General features: G+C 73.9%; 20 protein-coding genes and 1 pseudogene. 19 read left to right on the top strand and 2 right to left on the bottom strand.

The window, feature by feature from the left end:
- Window positions 1–47: 47 nt before the first annotated feature.
- Window positions 48–2,123: a DUF1996 domain-containing protein gene (locus tag BJ961_RS15590; protein WP_271413429.1), complete on the bottom strand. Its 2,076-nt coding sequence runs from the start codon at window positions 2,121–2,123 to the stop codon at window positions 48–50.
- A gap of 110 nt (window positions 2,124–2,233) precedes the next feature.
- The gene (locus BJ961_RS15585; protein WP_271413428.1) at window positions 2,234–3,247 is read right to left on the bottom strand and encodes a zinc-binding dehydrogenase; all 1,014 of its coding nucleotides are present in this window, start codon (window positions 3,245–3,247) and stop codon (window positions 2,234–2,236) included.
- 112 nt (window positions 3,248–3,359) lie between these two features.
- Here BJ961_RS15585 and BJ961_RS15580 point away from each other — a divergent pair, with 112 nt between their 5' ends.
- From BJ961_RS15580 to BJ961_RS15490, 19 genes and pseudogenes are all read left to right on the top strand, one after another.
- Window positions 3,360–3,944: a TetR/AcrR family transcriptional regulator gene (locus tag BJ961_RS15580; protein WP_271413427.1), complete on the top strand. Its 585-nt coding sequence runs from the start codon at window positions 3,360–3,362 to the stop codon at window positions 3,942–3,944.
- Between the two features lie 91 nt (window positions 3,945–4,035).
- Entirely contained in the window at window positions 4,036–4,833 is a 798-nt protein-coding gene (locus BJ961_RS15575) for an SDR family NAD(P)-dependent oxidoreductase (RefSeq protein WP_271413426.1), read from the top strand.
- Window positions 4,834–4,911: 78 nt separating this feature from the next.
- On the top strand, window positions 4,912–5,610 hold the full coding sequence (locus tag BJ961_RS15570) for a class I SAM-dependent methyltransferase (protein ID WP_271413425.1): 699 nt from the start codon (window positions 4,912–4,914) through the stop codon (window positions 5,608–5,610).
- Between the two features lie 108 nt (window positions 5,611–5,718).
- Entirely contained in the window at window positions 5,719–6,036 is a 318-nt protein-coding gene (locus BJ961_RS15565) for a gas vesicle protein GvpO (protein ID WP_271413424.1), read from the top strand.
- Between the two features lie 36 nt (window positions 6,037–6,072).
- Window positions 6,073–6,581: pseudogene (locus BJ961_RS15560) on the top strand (gas vesicle structural protein GvpA).
- Window positions 6,578–7,399, top strand: coding sequence for a GvpL/GvpF family gas vesicle protein (locus BJ961_RS15555; RefSeq protein ID WP_271413423.1), 822 nt, complete (start codon window positions 6,578–6,580; stop codon window positions 7,397–7,399). The pseudogene BJ961_RS15560 and the gene BJ961_RS15555 overlap by 4 nt, the downstream one beginning before the upstream one ends.
- A 4-nt stretch (window positions 7,400–7,403) precedes the next feature.
- The gene (locus BJ961_RS15550) at window positions 7,404–7,682 is read left to right on the top strand and encodes a gas vesicle protein GvpG (RefSeq protein ID WP_271413422.1); all 279 of its coding nucleotides are present in this window, start codon (window positions 7,404–7,406) and stop codon (window positions 7,680–7,682) included.
- Window positions 7,679–8,227 (top strand): hypothetical protein, encoded by a 549-nt coding sequence (locus tag BJ961_RS15545; protein ID WP_271413421.1) that lies wholly within the window; start codon window positions 7,679–7,681, stop codon window positions 8,225–8,227. Before BJ961_RS15550 ends, BJ961_RS15545 begins: the two co-directional genes overlap by 4 nt.
- On the top strand, window positions 8,224–9,204 hold the full coding sequence (locus BJ961_RS15540; protein WP_271413420.1) for an SRPBCC family protein: 981 nt from the start codon (window positions 8,224–8,226) through the stop codon (window positions 9,202–9,204). The genes BJ961_RS15545 and BJ961_RS15540 overlap by 4 nt, the downstream gene beginning before the upstream one ends.
- A gap of 27 nt (window positions 9,205–9,231) precedes the next feature.
- Window positions 9,232–9,576, top strand: a complete 345-nt coding sequence (locus BJ961_RS15535; RefSeq protein ID WP_271413419.1) for a gas vesicle protein — start codon at window positions 9,232–9,234, stop codon at window positions 9,574–9,576.
- Window positions 9,573–10,412 (top strand): GvpL/GvpF family gas vesicle protein, encoded by an 840-nt coding sequence (locus BJ961_RS15530; protein ID WP_271413418.1) that lies wholly within the window; start codon window positions 9,573–9,575, stop codon window positions 10,410–10,412. The genes BJ961_RS15535 and BJ961_RS15530 overlap by 4 nt, the downstream gene beginning before the upstream one ends.
- Window positions 10,409–10,657 (top strand): gas vesicle protein, encoded by a 249-nt coding sequence (locus BJ961_RS15525; protein ID WP_271413417.1) that lies wholly within the window; start codon window positions 10,409–10,411, stop codon window positions 10,655–10,657. The genes BJ961_RS15530 and BJ961_RS15525 overlap by 4 nt, the downstream gene beginning before the upstream one ends.
- Complete coding sequence (locus tag BJ961_RS15520; protein ID WP_271413416.1) at window positions 10,654–10,950, top strand: gas vesicle protein K; 297 nt, start codon at window positions 10,654–10,656, stop codon at window positions 10,948–10,950. The genes BJ961_RS15525 and BJ961_RS15520 overlap by 4 nt, the downstream gene beginning before the upstream one ends.
- A 79-nt stretch (window positions 10,951–11,029) precedes the next feature.
- On the top strand, window positions 11,030–12,136 hold the full coding sequence (locus BJ961_RS15515; RefSeq protein ID WP_271413415.1) for a substrate-binding domain-containing protein: 1,107 nt from the start codon (window positions 11,030–11,032) through the stop codon (window positions 12,134–12,136).
- A 126-nt stretch (window positions 12,137–12,262) separates the two neighbouring features.
- Window positions 12,263–13,594 carry an ABC transporter substrate-binding protein gene (locus BJ961_RS15510; RefSeq protein ID WP_271413414.1) on the top strand — a complete coding sequence of 444 codons (1,332 nt, stop codon included), beginning with the start codon at window positions 12,263–12,265 and terminating at the stop codon, window positions 13,592–13,594.
- Window positions 13,595–13,620: 26 nt separating this feature from the next.
- Window positions 13,621–14,607, top strand: a complete 987-nt coding sequence (locus BJ961_RS15505) for a carbohydrate ABC transporter permease (protein ID WP_271413413.1) — start codon at window positions 13,621–13,623, stop codon at window positions 14,605–14,607.
- Window positions 14,604–15,467 (top strand): carbohydrate ABC transporter permease, encoded by an 864-nt coding sequence (locus BJ961_RS15500; RefSeq protein WP_271413412.1) that lies wholly within the window; start codon window positions 14,604–14,606, stop codon window positions 15,465–15,467. Before BJ961_RS15505 ends, BJ961_RS15500 begins: the two co-directional genes overlap by 4 nt.
- On the top strand, window positions 15,464–16,495 hold the full coding sequence (locus BJ961_RS15495; protein ID WP_271413411.1) for a hydroxyacid dehydrogenase: 1,032 nt from the start codon (window positions 15,464–15,466) through the stop codon (window positions 16,493–16,495). Before BJ961_RS15500 ends, BJ961_RS15495 begins: the two co-directional genes overlap by 4 nt.
- Window positions 16,492–18,387 (top strand): DUF2264 domain-containing protein, encoded by a 1,896-nt coding sequence (locus BJ961_RS15490; protein WP_271413410.1) that lies wholly within the window; start codon window positions 16,492–16,494, stop codon window positions 18,385–18,387. The genes BJ961_RS15495 and BJ961_RS15490 overlap by 4 nt, the downstream gene beginning before the upstream one ends.
- Window positions 18,388–18,408: the final 21 nt, after the last annotated feature.

The following is an 18,408-nucleotide window of genomic DNA, read 5'->3' as shown; positions in this document are numbered from 1 at the left end:
GGGGCAGCCTCCCCCGCCCACCCGTCGTCATGCCGGCGGGGCGGTCGTCACGGCGCACGCCGCCTGGAACGGATCAGCAGCACGCATCCACCGGCGAAGAGCACGCCGCCGACCGCCGCCGGCCACAGGCCGAGCCCGGAACCCGTCTCGGCGAGCCCGCCCCGCGCCTGCGGTCCGGGCGCCGGCCCGGCACCCCCGGCGTTGCCACCGCTGCCGGTGTCGCCGGTCGCGGCCGCGGCTCCGCTCACGTCGTCCGGGGTGTCGGCGGCCGGCGTAGCGGCCCTGGGCTCGGCGCTCGCGGACGCACCGGTGTCCCGGCCGTCGGCCGGGGGCGCGGGCTCGCCCCCGCCGGTCCGCCCCGCGTTCTGCTCCTCGTTCCGGCCTGGGGCCTTCCCGTCGTTCTCCCCGTCGTTCTTCCCGGCGTCCTTCCCGGCGGTCCCGCCCGTCTGGCCGTCCTGCTGGTCCTGGCCGTCCTGGCCGGTGCCCGCGGGTGCCGAGGCCGTGGCGGTCTGCCCGGCCGGGGGCTCGGCGGTCCGGCCGCCGTCCTCGCCGCCGGGCTGCTCCTCGCCCCCGCCCGGCTCGGACGCCGGGGGTGCGTCCGGGCCGCACGCGCGGCCGGAGTTGATGCATTCGACCATCTCGCGCATCAGGCCCTCGTCGAAGACGTTGATGAAGTCGCTGTGGTCGGTGACCGGCTTGTGCAACTGCTCGGGGAAGGAGTCCACGGCGAACAGCGGCACGGTCCTGCCCCCGTCCTCCAGGCTTGGCGCGGCCACGTCGTAGACGACCCGCTGCACCAGTCGTGGAACGGGCCGGAAGCCCTCGGGGCAACCGCCGTCGGCGGCGGCGAAGGCCATGTGGGTGCGGTGGTTGGCGCTGTCGGTGTTGCGGCCGTCCCAGCAGCTCTGGAAGGTGAAGGTGCGCACCACGTCGCTGCCGGAGGGGCACAGCGGGTACTTGTCCTTCAGCTGCCGGGACTCGAGGCCGGTGCAGCTCCAGGAGGCGTTCGCGTTGGTGTCGCCGTTGACGAACGCCTTGGCGTCGCCGGTGATGATGCGCAGCAGGCGCGGCATCTCGGTGACCTTGCCGCGCTCGTTGCCCTCGAACGTCAGGGTGACCTCGGCCGGCGTGACGATCTCTCCGGCGTTGCCCTCCACGCCGCCGCCGGGCGACTGGGCGTCCTGTTCGGCGGTGCCGTTCTGGAGGCGCAGCACGGGCCAGTAGTACGAGGACTTGTCGCCCTGGTCGGCGCAGCTGGTGTCGCCGGCGGCCAGGTCCTCGTCGCTCGCGAAGGCGTCGTTGGCCTGGTTGCCGACGTAGTCGTGGAAGTGGTGGGCGCCGTTGCCGACGCCGGGGGCGGCGATCAGGTTGTCCGAGTTGAACAGGCCCTCGGCGTTGACGCCGCAGCTGGTGGTGAAGGAGCCGGTCGACGCCTTCTGCTGCCGGGGTGCCCGTACCGGGCCCGGCCGGACGGACTCGATGTCGGCGTAGTCCGCCGTCACGGGGCCGTTGCCCGCCTGGCCGCCGTTGCCGGGCGGCTGTTGCTGCCCCGCACCGGACTCGCCGCCCTTGCCGTCCCCCTGGCCCTGCTCCCGCTTCCCCTCCTTCTGCCCCTGCTCCTGGCCCTGCCGGTCCGGGCTGCCGCTCGTGTCCGCCGACGCGGTCCCGGTGCGGCGCAGGGTGCACTCGGCCAGGGTGTCCAGGCCCTCGGGGCGGTCCCCGGCCTTGTCGACGGCGGCGGCGATGCGTTCGATCGTCGCCGCGCGCTCCTTCTTCAGGGGGTCCAGAATCGCGCCCTCGTCGAGGGTGCCGTCGTCCGCGGTGCGGGCGGCGTCCTGGAGCCCGCGGTAGGCGGCGGCGATCTGCTCGTCGAGGTGCGCGAGTTCGGTGTCCACCTCGGGCCTCGCCTGCTCCGGAACGGCCGTCAGGCGTTCGGTCGGGTCGGGGCAGTCGACGGTGGCCGCGACTCCGGAACTGCCCAGGGGAACGGCCGCGTTGCCGGACTCCGTCGCCGAGGCGAAGACGTTCACGGCCGCCAGGCCGCCGCCTCCCAGTATCAGCGCGACCGCTGCGAAGGTCGCGCGCCGCGCCCCGGTCGGGCGTCTGCGCCTGTCGTGTCCCAAGGCGTGCTCCAGTGTCGTGACGGAACTCGGACGTGAAATGCCCCCGGCTCCATACGGAACCGGGGGCTCAAGCGTTCAGCCGCCGCGGGAGTTCTCGGCGCTCCCTCATCTCACGGGCGGAGCACCAGCCGGATCGGGTCGCCCTCCTTCCGCTCCAGCCGGGCGACCGCCTCGGCGGCCTCGGCCAGCGGCAGCACCCCGCTGACGGAACCGGAGAAGTCCAGCCGTCCGCCCTGGATCAGCCGCAGGAGCTGTGGCAGGGCGACCGGCATGTCGGAGCCGTAGTGGCCGAGGACGCGCTGCTGGAGGTAGCTGAAGCGGGTCCCGTCCGTGACGGTGAGGGGCTTGTCGGTCAGGCCCACCAGGACGAGTCGCCCCCTGGGTGCCAGGACGGAGACCGCCTGCTCCCGCACGGGCGGCACGCCCGCGAAGTCGAAGGCGGCGGCGAGCCCGAGGCCGCCGGTCGCCGCCCGGACCGTCTGCCCCAGTTCGGGGTCGGCGGAGTCCAGGGCGAGGTCGGCGCCCGCGGCCAGGGCGCGTTCGCGGGCGACGGGGTTGGGGTCGACGGCCACGACCGGGCAGGCGCCGATCGCCCGGAGCAGTTGCAGCGCGTGGACGCCGAGGCCGCCGGCGCCCCACACGCCGACCGCCTCGGCGGGCCGGACCACGGCGGTCTCGGTGATGGCGCCCCACGGGGTGGACACGGCGTCCGGGATGATCGCGCCCTGTTCGAAGGGGATGGCGTCGGGCAGCGGTGTCATGGCGTCGGCGGCGGAGAGGGCGTACTCGGCCCAGCCGCCGTCGTAGTCGACGCCACGGGTGTAGGTGACGCCGTCCCGCGTCTCACCGGCGTGCAGCACGACCCGCTGTCCGGGCGACCAGGCGGTGACGCCCGCGCCGGTCTCGGCGACGGTGCCGGAGACCTCGTGGCCGAGGGTGACCGTGTCGCCCCGCAGGAGGAGCGGGGTGAGGGTGCCGTCGATGAGGTGCACGTCGGACAGGCACACGCCGGCCGCCTCGACCTTGACCAGCACCTCCCCGGGGCCCGGCTGCGGGCGGGGCACCTCGTCGAGTCGCAGGGTGCGGCTCGGGACGTGCAGGCGGGCGGCGAGCATCTGCGCCATGACAGGACCTCCTCGGTGCGGCGGCGACCCCGGACGGCCCCAGCGGTCCATCGCAGGTCGACTTGCGTTAACCGTACACCCAACGCAGGGCAACTTGCTTTAGGCTGGTCCGATGAACTCACCGGACCCCGTCGCCCCGCCCCTGCGCCGCCGCGGGGAGCGGATGCGGCGGGCCGTGCTGGCCGCCGCCGTGGACCTGCTGTCGAGTCAGGGCCTGGCGGGCGTGACGGTCGGCGCCGTGGCCCGCGCGGCCGGGGTGCACGAGACGTCCGTGTACCGGCGGTGGGGCACGCGCGAGAACCTGATCCTGGACGCGCTGACCACGGAACTGGACACCGCGCTGCCGGTCCCGGACACCGGACGCGTCCGGGACGACCTGCTGGCGTTCTTCTCCGCCCTGGCCCGGTTGCTGGCCACCCCGCAGGGCCGGGCGCTGCTGCGGCTGAGCGTCGAGGACGACGACACCCTGGCGGACCGGCGCGGCCCCTACTGGCGCGAGCGTCTCGACCGGGCCGTGGTGATGGTCCGGCGCGGCGCCGAGCGGGGCGAGCTGGCCGCGGACACCGACCCCGGGCTGCTGATCGAGGCCGTCAGCGGTCCGCTGTTCGTCCGGGTCCTGCTCAGCGGGGCGCCGCTGGACGACGTACTCGTACGGGGGCTGGTGGACCTGGCCCTGGACGGGGCGCGGCCCCGGTGAGCGGTCCGGCTCGGGCCGGGCGGTGATGTGCGGACGCGGATCGGGGCACCCGGAGTCGGCACGGCGCGGGTGCGCCGAGGACGGAGGAGCCATGGACGGCAGCAGGCCGCTCGCCCTGGTCACCGGGGCGTCCAGCGGGATCGGGTACGAACTCGCCGCGCTGTTCGCGGAGCACGGCTACGACCTCGTGGTCAACGCCGAGGACGAACGGCTGGAGCACGCCGCGCGGCGGCTGCGGGAGACCGGCGTCGAGGTGCGGGCCGTACGCGCGGACCTGCGGACGGCCGAGGGCGTGGACCAGCTGGTCGCCGCCCTGACCGGGCTCGCGGTGGACGTGGCGGCCCTCAACGCCGGGGTGGGGCAGGGCGGCGCCTTCGTCGACACCGACCGCGCCGACGACCAGTCCGTCATCGACCTCAACGTGTCGTCGACGGTGCGGCTCGCCAAGCCCCTGCTGCGGGACATGGTGGCGCGCGGGGTGGGGCGGCTGATGTTCACGTCCTCGGTCGCGGCGACGATGCCGGGTTCCTTCCAGTCGGTCTACAACGCGTCGAAGTCGTTCGTCCAGTCCTTCGCCCAGGCGTTGCAGGAGGAGGTCGGGAACACCGGTGTCACGGTCACCTCCTTCATGCCCGGTCCGACGGAGACGGACTTCTTCCGGCGGGCGGGCATGGCGGACACCAGGGTCGGGACGATGCCGAAGGACGACCCGGCGCAGGTCGCCCGGCAGGCGTTCGACGCCGTCATGAAGGGGCGCGGGAAGCTGGTCACCGGTTCGGCGAGGACCAAGGCCCAGGGGGTGGCCGGCAAGGTGCTGCCGGACCGGGTCAAGGCCGCGGTGCACCGCCGGACGGCCGAGCCGGGGACGGCGCGGGACGACGGCGGATAGCACGTCCCGCCCGGGCCCGCCGCCCGGCGGCCCGTCCCCCCAAGGGCCCCTTGTCGGCGGCTCTGTCCCGGTGGAACGATGCTCCGGGGGCACCCGGCCCACCGCACCGAAGGGACCGCCGTGACCGACGACCAGCAACGCCCGCAGGCCGCCGCCGCGTTCGACGCGCTGGGCGCCGAGTACGAGAGGGCGTTCGCCGGGTCGAAGACGCACCGCCGCTCACTGGAGTGGCTGCTCGCGCGGCTCGCGCCGGGCAGCCGGGTCCTCGACGTGGGCAGCGGCACGGGCCGGCCGACCGCCGAGACCCTCGCGGACGCCGGGCACGAGGTGCTGGGCGTCGACGTCTCCCCCGTCATGGTGGAGCTGGCCGCACGGCAGGTGCCGACCGCCACCTTCCGGTGCGCCGACATCCGCAACGTACCGCTCGCGGAGGGCTCGTTCGACGCCGTCTGCGTGTACTTCTCGCTGCTCCAGCTGGACCGGCGGGAGCAGCAGGACCTCGTGCGGCACCTGGTGCGGTTGCTGAAGCCGGGGGGCCATCTGGTCCTGGCGACCGTGCCGCTGGACGTCGAGGGCGTCGACGCCACCTTCATGGGCCAGCCGGTGCGCGTGACCAGCTTCCCCACGCAGGACCTCACCGCCCTGGTCGAGGACGCGGGTCTGGAGGTGCTGGCGCAGGAGGCGTCGATGTTCACCCCGGCCCACCCGGAGGCCCGGCCGGAGCCGCACCTCTTCCTGCACTGCCGACGCCCGCCGGCCGGCACCCCGGACGCCTGACCCACCGCCCCGTCCCGGGCCGCCCCGGGCGCCTCACCGCGCCGGAGGCGACCCCGGATGGGGTAACTGCGCACGCGGGGACCGGGGTCCGCGGTCAGAGTGGGCAGCATGACAGAACCTGGCGAGCGACGGCGCCGCACGACTTCCACCGCCACGCGCGAGCGCGGCGTGCGGGACGCCCGTGACGCCGCCCGGCACGCGGCCGACGCCCTGTCCGAGCTGATCCGGCACCACCTGGAGGGGGTCTCCGCGGTGTGCCGGAGCCAGGACGGCGGCTGGACCGTCCACGTGGACGTGCTCGAGGTCGCGCGCATCCCCGACACCACCAGCCTGCTCGCCACCTACGAGGTCGGGCTGGACGCGGCGGGCGACCTGATCCAGTACCGCAGGATCGCGCGCTACCGGCGCGGTGCCCAGGACCAGTGAGCGGACCGTGAGGCCCGCACCCGGAAGGACCACCGCATGATCACCTACGACGACGAGGTCGTCTGCGCGCCCCGCGCGGGAACCCTCTACGACGTCCTCGAACTCATCCTCGACCGCGGCATGGTGATCGACGTCTTCGTGCGCGTCTCCCTGGTCGGCATCGAGATCCTCAAGGTGGACGCCCGCATCGTGGTCGCGAGCGTCGACACGTATCTCCGGTTCGCCGAGGCCTGCAACCGCCTGGACCTGGAGCACGACGTGCGCTCCAAGACCGTGCCCGAGCTGTTCGGCGGTCCGGTCGCCAAGACCGTGGGCAAGGCGGGCGCCAGGCGGACGGCGCGCTCCCTGACCGACAAGGTGCGCGACGTCCTCGCGCCCGAGCACGAGCCCGAGCGGGAGGAGGCGGAGGAGGTCCTGCCCCGCGAGCGCGCGGAGCGCGGCCGGGGCACGCAACGGCCCCGCGGCCGGACGGCCGCCCCCGCCGCGACGAGGACGACCGCCCTCGCTCCCGCCCCCGCCGGCGCACTGAGACGGAGGACGAATGACCGCGCCCGCCCCCACCACGGCCACCGGCACGGTCGCGGCCACCGACACCGCCGCGTCCCCCGGCGCCGCCTCCGCCTCCGCCTCGGTGCCGAAGGCGCTGTATGTCTACGGCATCGCCCCCGCCGGGATGCGCGCGCCCCGCTCCCCCGGTGTGGACGGCGCCCCGGTACGGCTGCTCACCGAGTCCGGGCTGTGCGCGGCGGTGTCGGCAGCTCCCCCGCGGATCCGGCCCAGGCGCCGGGACCTGCTGGCCCACCAGGCCGTGCTGGACGAACTCGCCGCGCAGGGACCGGTCCTGCCGATGCGGTTCGCCGTCCTCAGCCCCCGGACCGACACCCTGCTCTCCCAACTGCGTTCCGACGCCGTCCACCTGACGGAGCAGCTCGAAGGCGTCCGGGGGTGTGTCGAACTCAACGTCAAGGGGGCGGTGGTCCCCGGCCACTTCGCCGATCTGGTGCGCCGGGACGACCAGCTGCGGAACCTGGCCCTGCGCACCCGTCGCCGGCCGGACTACGAGGCCAACGTCCGGCTGGGCGAGGCGATCGCCCTCGGTGTGCGCCGTGAGGCGCGGCGCGCGGCCCGGGAGGTCGTCGACCGTCTGGCCCCGCTCGCCGTGCGCACGGTCCAGGGCGCGACCGACGACGAGCAGGTGCTCAGCGCGTCGTTCCTGCTGCGTGCGGACGACGAGCAGCGGTTCCGGGAGGCCGTGGCGGCGCGGGCCCGTGCCTGCGGGGACCGGCTGGCCCTCAGCGTGACCGGGCCCCTGCCGTGCTACAGCTTCGTCGACCCGCGCCCCTCGACGCCGGCCGGCCGGTGACGCGGTGGGCATCGTGAGCGGACTCCTCCTGCTGCCCCTCGCACCGGTGCGCGGCACGGCGTGGATCGCCGACCACCTGCTTCAGGAGGCCCGTCGGCAGGTCCATGACCCGCGCGCGGTACAGGCGCGGCTGGCCGCGCTCAACCGGGCCCTGGACGAGGGCGCCGTCGACGAGGCCGTCTTCGAACGGGAGGAGGAGCGTCTGCTCACCCTCCTCGAACGCCCGGCCCGGACCACCGGCCGTACGACCACCACGAATCGAGCACGGAGAAGGCACGTATGAACGACAGCAGGACGGCCATGGCGGCGGCCGTGGCGAGCGGATATCTCCTGGGGCGCACGAAGAAGGCCAAACTCGCCTTCGCGGTCGGCTCCTACCTCGTGGGCCGGCGTGCCGGTCTCTCCCCCGGCCAGGTACTCAGCCAGGGGCTGGGCGGCCTGCAGCGGACGCCGCAGTTCCAGGAGCTGACCGAGCAGGTCAGGGGCGAGCTGCTGACCGCGGGGCGTGCGGCCGTCACGGCCGCGGCGAACCGGCGGCTCACCGGGCTCGCGGACACGCTTCGCGACCGGACCGACGCGCTCACCGGCGAGGGCCGGCGGGACGAGGGTGCCGACGACGCCCGGGACGACGACTCCCGCCGGGACGAGGACGCCTACTTCGACGAGGAGGACCGGGAGGAAGACCGGCGACCCGCGCCGTCGCCGCCCCGCAAGACGGCCAAGAAGGCCGCGAAGAAGACCGCGGCGAAGAAGGCGGCGGCCGGGAAGGCCGTACCGGCGAAGCGGGCGGTGGGCCCGGGCGTCGGGCGCGGAGGTGGGCGCGGATGACCCCCGACCGGCAGGGCGACGGCGGCGCGTCTCCGCTCGGCGACCTCAAGGACGCACTGGGCGGCTACCTGTCCGCGGCGGGACACGGCCTCGTCGGCAGGGCGGGGGAACGGATCGGGTCCCTGACCGACCGTCTGACCGAATCGTCCGACGGCGGTGGCTCCGGGGGCGGCGGCGGCGGCAACGGCACGGGCGGCGGCGGCTCCAGGAACGGCAACGGCGGTTCCAAGAGCGGTGGTGGCGGTTCCAGGAGCGGTGGCAGCATCAAGGCGACGCACATCATGGAGACCGTCGACATCGGCGTCCCCCTGCGCGCCGTCTACGACCAGTGGACGCAGCTCCAGGACTTCAGCGACTTCACCAAGGGTGTGCAGAGCGTCAGCCCCCACGACGAGACGACCTCGGACTGGACCGCCAAGATCGCCTTTTCGAGCCGCAGTTGGAAGGCGACCGTCCAGGAGCAGATCGCCGACGAGCGGATCGCCTGGACCTCCGAGGGCGCCAAGGGCAGTCCCAACGGGGTGGTCACCTTCCACGAACTGGCGCCCCGGCTGACCCGGGTCGTCGTGGTCGTCGAGTACTACCCGGCCGGCTTCTTCGAGAAGACCGCCAACCTCTGGCGTGCCCAGGGACGCCGACTGCGGCTGGACCTCAAGCACTTCGCGCGGCACGTGACCCTGACGAGCGGCGAGGAGGTCGAGGGCTGGCGCGGCGAGATCCGCGACGGCGAGGTCGTCAAGAGCCACGAGGACGCGCTGGAGGAGGAGAACGCCGACGAACCCGACGACGCCGAGGGGGACGAGGGGGACGAGGGCGAAGAGGACCGGTACGAGGACGACGAGCAGGGCGAGTACGACGACGAAGAGGACCCGTATGAGGACGAGGAAGACGAGGAAGACGACGCAGACGCCGAGGACGAGGACGAGGACGGGGAGTACGAGGACGACGAACGCCCCCGTCGCCGTCGCCGCCACTGACGCTGACGCTCCCTCGGGGAGTACGAGGTGACGGACCTCGACCACCGGTATCCGGGCCCGGAGGCAGAGCCCTACGGGCCCCCCTCCGGCAGCCTCGCCGACCTCCTCGAACGCGTCCTCGACAAGGGCATCGTCATCGCGGGCGACATCAAGATCGACCTGCTCGACATCGAGCTGCTGACGATCCGGCTGCGGCTGTTCATCGCGTCGGTGGACACCGCGAAGAAGGCGGGCATCGACTGGTGGGAGACCGACCCCGCGCTGTCGTCCCGGGCCGCGCGGGACGCGCTCGCCGAGGAGAACGCGCGGCTGCGGGAGCGCCTCGACGCCCTGGAGGGGGCCGCCGGGGAGACCGCGGGAGCCGTGCGATGAGCACGACCGCCGCCACAACGGCGGCCACCGGCATCGTCTGCGCCTTCGCCGTCACCCGCACCCCGCCGGACCCGGCCGGGCTGGCGTCGGTGAGGGGGCACGAGGAGGGCGGGCCGCTGCGTGTGCTGCGCGCGGGCGGCCTGTACCTGGTCGTCCAGGACGTCCCCGCGGCCCTGTTCGACGAGGAGGCGCTGACGGAACGCCTCAACCGGCCGGACGACCTGGAACGCTGCGCGCGTGCCCATCACCGGGGCGTCGAGGCCGCGGCCGGGCGGGGCCCGGTCGTGCCGCTGCCGATGGCGACCCTGTACCGCGGGGACCTGACCGCCGCACGGGCCGTCGCCGCCCGGCAGCCGGTGCTGGACACACTGCTCGACCGGCTCAGGGACCGTACGGAGTGGGCGGTGAAGGTGCATGCCGCCGAGAGCGCGCCGCAGCCCGCCGCGGACACCGCGGCCCCGAGCGACGCCGGCGGCGGGCGTGCCTACCTCGGCCGGGCCAGCGCACGACGGCGCGACCGGCGGACCGCCCACGGCAGGGCGCTGGCCGAGGCGGAGGCGGTCGACGCGGAGCTGCGGTGCCACGCCGTCGCCACGACACGGCACCGCCCGCAGAGCGAGCGGCTGACGGGCCGTCGTGCCCCGCAACTGCTCAATGCCGCCTACCTGGTGGACGACGCGCGGCGCACCGCCTTCACCGAGGCCCTGGCGCGGCTCGCCGCCGACGGCCGGTGTCCGGCCGTGCGGGTCGACGCCTCGGGCCCGTGGATCCCGTACTCCTTCGCCCGCTGGGACCAGGACCCGCAGGCCGGCCCGGAGCAGGAGGTCCGCCCATGACCGTCCCGGACGCCCGTGCGCCGGGTCCGGCCCCGGTGCCCTGGGGCGGCCCGGATCCGTACGCGCCGATCGGCGTGCCCCTGGTCGACCTGCTGGACCGGGTGCTGGCGACCGGTGTCGTGGTGAGCGGCGATCTCGTCCTGGCCATCGCGGACGTGCCGCTGGTGCGGATCTCCCTGCACGCGCTGCTGTCGTCGGTGAACGAGCGGGTGCCCGCTCCCTGGCCGGACAGCGGGCCGCTGTGACCGGGCCCCGGGCCGCGCACGCCCTCGACCTGGATCCCGAGCGGGTCACGAACGACCTGGCCGCCCTGGTCCTGACCGTGGTGGAGTTGCTGCGCCAGCTCATGGAGCGCCAGGCCGTGCGCCGCTTCGACGAGGGCACCCTGAGCGCGGACCAGGAGGACCGGCTCGGCACGGCGCTCATGCTGCTCGACGAGCGGATGGACGACCTCTGCGCCCAGCACGGCCTGAGCCGCTCCGACCTGAACCTCGACCTGGGTCCGCTGGGCCCCCTCCTCGCGGACCCCGAACCGTAGGGACACCGGCACCCGGCGCGGGCGATCGTTATGATGACTCCCAATCGCTCAAACGAACATTCTCGGGTGGGGAGCCCTGATGCGCGAGCCGGTCGATCTCAGGCGCCAGCGGATACTGGCGGCGGTCCAGTCGCGCGGTACCGCGCGGGTCCGTGACCTCGCCGACGAGTTGCAGGTGTCGGTGGTCACGGTGCGCCGCGACGTGGAGGAGCTGACGCGGGAGGGGCGGCTGAGCCGCGGCCACGGGGTCGTGCGGTCGACGCTGCCCGCCCGGGAGACGGCCCACGACCCGGCCCCGGCGGGCGGGGACCGGGTGGCCGTGGTGGTCCCCGTCCGGCACTCGTACCTGACCGAGACCCTGCACGGGGCCCGCACGGTCCTGGAGCGGGCCGGGGTGCGCATGGCCCTGCATCTCGCGCCCCAGGCGTCCGGCGCCGAACGCCCGCTGGTGGAGCGGGCGCTGTCGGACGGCGCCGACGGGCTGCTGATCGCCCCGCGCTGGCGCGGCCGGACCGACGAGGAGGCCGACCACGCGTGGCTGGCCGGGATCGGGGTGCCGACCGTGCTGATGGAGCGCCGCCCGTGGCGCGGCAGCGCGCCGCACGCCCTGGACTCGGTGTGCTCGGACCACTGGTACGGCGCGCATCTGGCGGTGGAGCACCTGGTGGGTCTCGGTCACCGGCGCATGGTGTTCGCGACCCGGCACGACAGCCCCACCGCCCGCTCGCTGCGGGCCGCCTTCACCGAGATCGCCGGGGCGCACCCCCTGGTGGAGGGGTGGGCGTGGACGCTGGTCGCGCCGGAGGCCGGGGCCGACGGGCCGTACTCGGCGGACGAGACGGCGGAGTTGCCCGCGCTGATGCGCAAGGTGGGTGCGACCGCGATGGTGCTGCACGGTGACGTGGACGCGCTGATGGTGGTCCAGCGGCTGGCGGAGGAGGGCGTGCGCGTGCCGCAGGACTGCTCGGTCGTGGCGTACGACGATGTCGTGGCCGGGCTGGCCTCGCCTCCGCTGACGGCCGTGTCGCCGCCGAAGGCGGAGGTCGGGCACGCGGCGGCGGAGCTGCTGCTCCAGCGGTTGTCCGAGGCGCCCGGCGGCAGGCAGCCGGGCCGACGCGTCGAGCTGCTGCCGCGTCTGATGGTGCGGGGGTCCACGGACCGGTGGTCCGCACCGCTCGACGAATGAGCGTTTGAGCGTTTCATTTTCTTCTGATCGATCTATTGACCGTTTGAGTCAGGGCGTTCAGGATTCCGGTGTCTCGAAGAGTCGTGTCCGCGTCCCGCGCGGACCCGCAGGAGCCGCGGAGGCGCCATGCCCGGACGACCCAGCCGTCGCTCCGTGCTCGCCGCGATGACCGCCCTACCCCTTGCAGGAGCCGCGAGCGCCTGCAGCGGGGGGAGCGGCGCATCGTCGGCCCGCACGGGCACCACCACCCGCATCACCTTCTGGTCCGCCCTGCGCGGCAGCCAGGAAGTGGTCGACGCGTTCAACCGCACCCACCGCACCATCCAGGTGGAGTTCCAGCAGATCCCGTCCGGCGGGCAGGGCGGCTACGCCAAGCTCAGCAACGCCGCCCGGGCCGGGAACGCCCCCGACGTCGCCACTCTCGAATATCCGCAGGTGCCGGGGTTCGCCATCGACGGCGTCGCCCGCGACCTCACCGACCTGATGAGCGACGGCCTGCGCCGCAAGCTGCTGCCGCAGGCGCTCGGCCTGACCACCTTCGAACGGCGGGTGTTCGCCGTGCCGCTGGACGTCGAGCCCATGGTGATGCACTACCGCGCCGACCTGTTCGACCACTACGGGCTCGACGTCGCCCGCACCTGGGACGAGTTCGCCGAGCAGGCCGCGACGGTGCACCGCACGGCGCCCGACCGGCGGCTGGTGCTCTTCCCGACCGACGGCATGACGCAGTTCGCCTGCTACGCCTGGCAGGCGGGCGCCCAGTGGTTCGACACCTCGAAGGGTGCCTGGAACGTCTCCCTCGCCGACTCGCCCTCACGGCGGGTGGCCGAGTACTGGCAGGGGCTGATCGACCGGGACGACGTCTTCATGAACGCCGTCGAGAGCAGGCAGTCCGACGCGCAGATCGGCAACGGCCTGGTCCTCACCCGGCTCAGCGGCGCCTGGGACGCCGGCGCGCAGATGAACGCGCGGCCCGGGCAGAAGGGCCAGTGGCGGATCGCGCCGATGCCGCAGTGGGACACCGGCAGCCCCTCGACCGGCACGCACGGCGGCTCGACCTTCGCGATCACCGAGGACAGCAGGCACCCGGAGGCCGCCATGGAGTTCATCGAGTGGCAGGTCTCCCACCCCGACTCCCTGCGCGCCCGGCTCTCCAGCGGCACCAGCAGCCAGTACCCGGCGGCGCCGGGGCTGGTCTCCGTGGGCCGCGAGGCCTTCGACCGCTCGTACTACGGCGGGCAGGACATCTACGCCCTGTTCGAGCAGGAGGCCGAGAAGATCGGCGACCAGTGGCTCTGGGGTCCGCGGATGAGCGCCACCCAGAAGGTCATGCAGGACTCCTTCGCCCGGGTCGGCGGGGGCCAGGGCAGCCTCGTCGAGTCGCTGCGCAGCGCGCAGGAGGGCACCATGCCCGACCTCAAGGCCCTCGGCCTGTCCACCACCCAGCACAGCACCTGAGCCGACGAAAGGCAGGTGACACACCCATGACCACGACCACCCACGCACGGGTGCCGGCCGGCGCCGCCCGCGCCGCCTCCCCGGCACCCTCCGACTCGGGCCCGCGCGCCCGCAGAGCGGCCAAGCGCCGTCAACTGACCGCAGCCGGCGTCCTCATGACGCCGTTCTTCGCCCTGCTGGTCACCGTCTTCCTGATCCCCGTCGGCACCGCCGTCTACCTGAGCTTCTTCAGCGACGACCAGCCGGGCCTCGGCTTCGGCCCGGAGCGCCAGGTCTTCGTCGGGCTGCGCTCCTACGCGGCCGTCCTCACCGACCCCACCTTCCTCGGCGGGCTCGGCACGGTCGCCCTGTACTGCCTGATCTACATCCCCCTGATGGTCGTCGGCGCGCTCGCCCTCGCCCTGCTCCTCGACTCGGGCGTGGTCCGGCTGCGCGGCCTCGCCCAACTGGGCCTGTTCCTGCCGCACGCGGTGCCCGGCATCATCGCGGCACTGATCTGGCTGTACCTCTACACGCCCGGCATCAGCCCGGTGATCGAGCTGTTCGCCAAGGGCGACCTCACGATCGACTTCCTCGGCGTGCACACCGTGATCCCGTCCATCGTGAACATCGCGCTGTGGAGCAACCTCGGCTACAACATGGTGGTCTTCTACGCCGCCCTCCAGGCCGTGCCCCGCGAGGTCATCGAGGCGTCCGTCGTCGACGGCGCCGGCCCGGTGCGCACGGCCCTCCAGGTCAAGACGCCCCTGGTACGCGCCTCGATCGTCATGGTCGCCATCTTCACCCTGATCTGGGCGCTCCAGCTGTTCACCGAGCCGATGCTGCTCAGCCAGTCCTCCCCGATGATCAACTCGCGGTTCTCGCCCAGCATGTACATCTACGACGCTGCCTTCACCCGCAACAACTACAGCCTCGCGGCGGCCGCCTCGGTGGTCCTGCTGGTGTGCACCATCGCCCTGTCCTACGGCGTCACCCGCTTCACCAGCCGCGCCGACTCCGAGGAGGCCCGATGAGCGCCACCGACAGCACCCTGCTCCGCCCGAAGCTCCTGGGCCGCGCCACCGTCAACGTGGTCGTCGCCGTCTCCGTCCTCTACACGCTGCTGCCGGTGCTGTGGCTGGTGCTCGCCTCGACCAAGAACCGCGACGCCCTGTTCAGCAGCGACCTGCTGTCCCTGAGCGACTTCTCGCTCCTGCAGAACCTCAAGGACCTGTTCGCCATGGACGGCGGACTGTACGGCCGCTGGTACGTCAACAGCCTGCTGTACGCGGTGATCGGCGCCGCCGTCGGCGCACTGGTGAGCGTGGCCTGCGGCTACGCCTTCGACAAGTACCGCTTCCGGCACAAGGAGAAGCTGTTCGGCCTGGTGCTCGCGGCGGTCATGGTGCCGCAGACGGTGCTCGCGCTGCCGCTGTACCTGATGGCCTCGGAGGCCGGCCTGGTCAACACCTTCTGGGCGGTGTTCATCCCGGTGCTGTTCAATCCGTTCGGCGTCTACCTCGGCCGGATCTTCGCCCGGGGCTACGTGCCCGACGAGGTGCTGGAGGCGGCGCGCGTGGACGGGGCCGGGGAGCTGACCACGTACGCGCGGGTGGCGCTCAGGATGCTCGGGCCCGGTCTGATCACCGTCTTCCTCTTCCAGCTGACCGCCATCTGGAACAACTTCTTCCTGCCCATGGTGATGCTGTCCGACCAGGACCTGTATCCCGTCAGTCTCGGCCTGTACCAGTGGAACAGCTCGGCGTCCGTGTCCCCCGAGTACTACCCCGTGGTGATCATGGGTTCGCTGCTCGCCGTGCTGCCGCTCATCCTCGCCTTCGTGCTGCTCCAGCGTTTCTGGCGCAGCGGCCTGACCGCCGGAGCCGTCAAGTGACCGTGCACGCCCCCGGACCCGGCCGCCGGCCCCGTGCCGCCGTGGCCATGTCCCCGGACGCCGCCTCGGCCGTCCTCGACCCCGAGTCCCTCGCCGCCTTCCGTCGGGTCTGCGACCTCGCGCCGTTGCCGGTGCTGGACGACCTGACGACGGCGCGGGCGAGATCCGTACTGGCGGACGTGGAGCTGCTGATCACCGGGTGGGGCTGTCCGCCGCTGGACGCTCAGGTGCTGCGGGCGGCGCCCCTGCTGCGGGCCGTGGCGCACACGGCGGGCAGTGTCCGCGGGCATGTCACCGACGCGTGCTGGGAGCGGGGCGTCGAGGTCTCCTCGGCCGCCGCGGCCAACGCGCTGCCGGTGGCCGAGTACACGCTCGGCATGATCCTGCTGAGCGGCAAGCGGGTGCTGGAGCGGGCCCGCGACTACCGGGCCTCCCGGGTGCGCGGCAACTGGCTGCGTACCCCGCGCGGCGTCGGCAACTACCGGCGCACGGTGGGCATCCTGTCGGCCTCGCTGATCGGCCGCCGGGTCGTGGAGCTGCTGCGTCCGCACGATGTACGGGTCCTGCTGCACGACCCGTACGTGAGCGACGCGGAGGCCGCCGAGCTCGGCGTGGAGAACGTGACGCTGCCCGAGCTGTTCGCGCGCTGCGACACCGTCAGCGTGCACACCCCGCTGCTGCCCACGACCCGTGGCCTGGTGAGCCGTTCACTGATCGACGCGATGCCCGCCGACGCGGTGCTGATCAACACCTCCCGCGGGGCGGTGATCGACCAGGAGGCGCTCACCGACGCCGTCCTTGCGGGCCGCATCCGGGCCGTCCTGGACGTCACCGATCCCGAGGCGCTGCCGCCGGAGCACCCGCTGTGGGACTGCGAGCACGCCCTGATCACCCCGCACCTGGCCGGTTCCGAGGGCAACGAGTGGCGTCGGCTGGCCGACCTGGCGCTCGCCGAGACCACCCGTTGGGCCTCCGGTTCCGGTTTCCTCCACCCCGTACGACGCGAAAGGCTGGCGTTCCTGGCATGAGCATCCCGTTCGAACTGCCCACCGAGGACCGTGCGTCGAGCCCGTACACCGGTTACACCCGCGCCCACTGGGAGGCCGTCGCGGACGGGCTGCTGTGGGCCGCGTGGCGCTGGAGCACCCCGGGCCGCGCCCTGCTCGACCTGCCCGGACGGCCCTCGCGCTCGGGGGTGCGCTCCGACGGTCTGGAGGGCTTCGCGCGGACCTTCCTCGCGGCGGGCTTCCGCGTCGCGGGCGCCGGCGGCGCGGACCCGCACGGCTGGCTGGACCGCTACGCCGAGGGCCTCGCGTCGGGCACCCGCACCCCCGGCCGCGACGACACCGAGTCCTGGCCGCTGATCCTCGACCACGACGTGCAGGGCCAGCCCATGGTGGAGTCGGCGTCGGTCGCGCTCGGGCTGCGGCTGACCGCGCCGTGGCTGTGGAAGCACCTCGACTCCGCCGTCCAGGACCGGGTGGAGGAGTGGCTGCGCGGTGCCCTGCGGCACGTTCCGGCGCCGAACAACTGGTACCTGTTCCCGTACACGGTCGCCGGGTTCCTGGAGTCGGTCGGCCGCGGCGACGCCGAGACGGCCGCGGCCCGGGAGCGGGCGCTGGAGCTGATGGAGGGCTGGTACCGGGGCGGGGGCTGGTACGCCGACGGCGACGGACGCGCCTTCGACCACTACAACGGCTGGGCGCTGCACCTCTACCCGGTGCTCGACGCCCACCTCGGCGGCGACACGGACGCGCTCTCCCGGTACGGGGACCGGCTGCGCGCCCACCTCGACGGTTTCGCCCTGATGTTCGGGGCCGACGGTGCGCCGCTGCACTTCGGCCGCTCGCTCACCTACCGCTTCGCCGCGTCGGCGGCCGTGGGTCTGGGCGCGCTGACCGGACACACCCCGCTGACGCCGGGTGCCTCGCGGCGCCTGGTCAGCGGCAGCCTGCGGTACTTCGTGGACCGAGGGGCGCTGACCGACGAGGGGCTGCTGAGCCTGGGCTGGTACGGCCCGCACGAGGCGACCCTGCAGCCGTACTCGGGTCCGGCCTCCCCGTACTGGGCGTCGAAGGCCTTCGTCTCGCTGCTCGCCCCGGCGGACCACCCGCTGTGGACGGCGCCCGAGGAGCCCGCGCCGGTCGAGGAGGCGGACCGGGTCCTGGCGCTGCCCGCACCGGGACTGCTGGTGCAGGCGACGCGGGGCGACGGCATCGTACGGCTGCACAACCACGGCAGTGACCACGTCCGGCCGCACGAGGGCGAGTCGGCGGCCGAGGAGGACCCGCACTACGGCCGGCAGGCCTACTCGACCCGGACGGGACCCACGGCGCGGGAGAACGTGGCGGACAACCACCTGTCGGTCGAGGTGAACGGCCGGTCCAGTGCGCGTCGCCGCGTCCGTCCACTGGGGGCGGGTCAGGGCGAGGGCTGGGGCTGGGCGGCGTCCTGGCACCGGCCGGTGTTCGCCGGGGGGCCGCCCATGGTGCCGGGGCTGCGGGTGGAGAGCGTGACGGTGGTCCGGGGGCCGTACGAGCTGCGCGTGCACCGGGTGGTCGGGGCGCCGGCCGGGGCGCGCGTCACCCACACCGGGTGGGCGACCGGCCCCGAGGAGCCCCTGACCTCGGCGCTGCACGGCCTGTACGGCTGGGATCCCGGGGCGGAGACCGTGCGCGCCCCGCAGGGCACCGCGTACGTGCCGTGGGCGGAGCTGCCCCGGCTGTCCGGCGCGGCCGGCGGCACCTCGGTGCACGTGAGCCTGGCCGCGCTGACCGGTGAACCGGTGAGCGTCGCGGCGGGCGACGCGATCGCGGAGGTGGTGCCCGGTGCGGACGGCGTGGAGGTGGTCTGGGCGGCCGACGGCGCCCGCACCCGGGTCTCGTTCGGGCCGGTGGGGGTGACGCACACCCAGGGGTAGCCCGGTACGGCGGTTCGAGGG

The organism is Streptomyces lienomycini (assembly GCF_027947595.1).
Classification (GTDB): Bacteria; Actinomycetota; Actinomycetes; order Streptomycetales; family Streptomycetaceae; genus Streptomyces; species Streptomyces lienomycini.
Note: the sequence above shows the minus strand (reverse complement) of the source record. Positions and strands in the feature narration are given on the sequence as shown.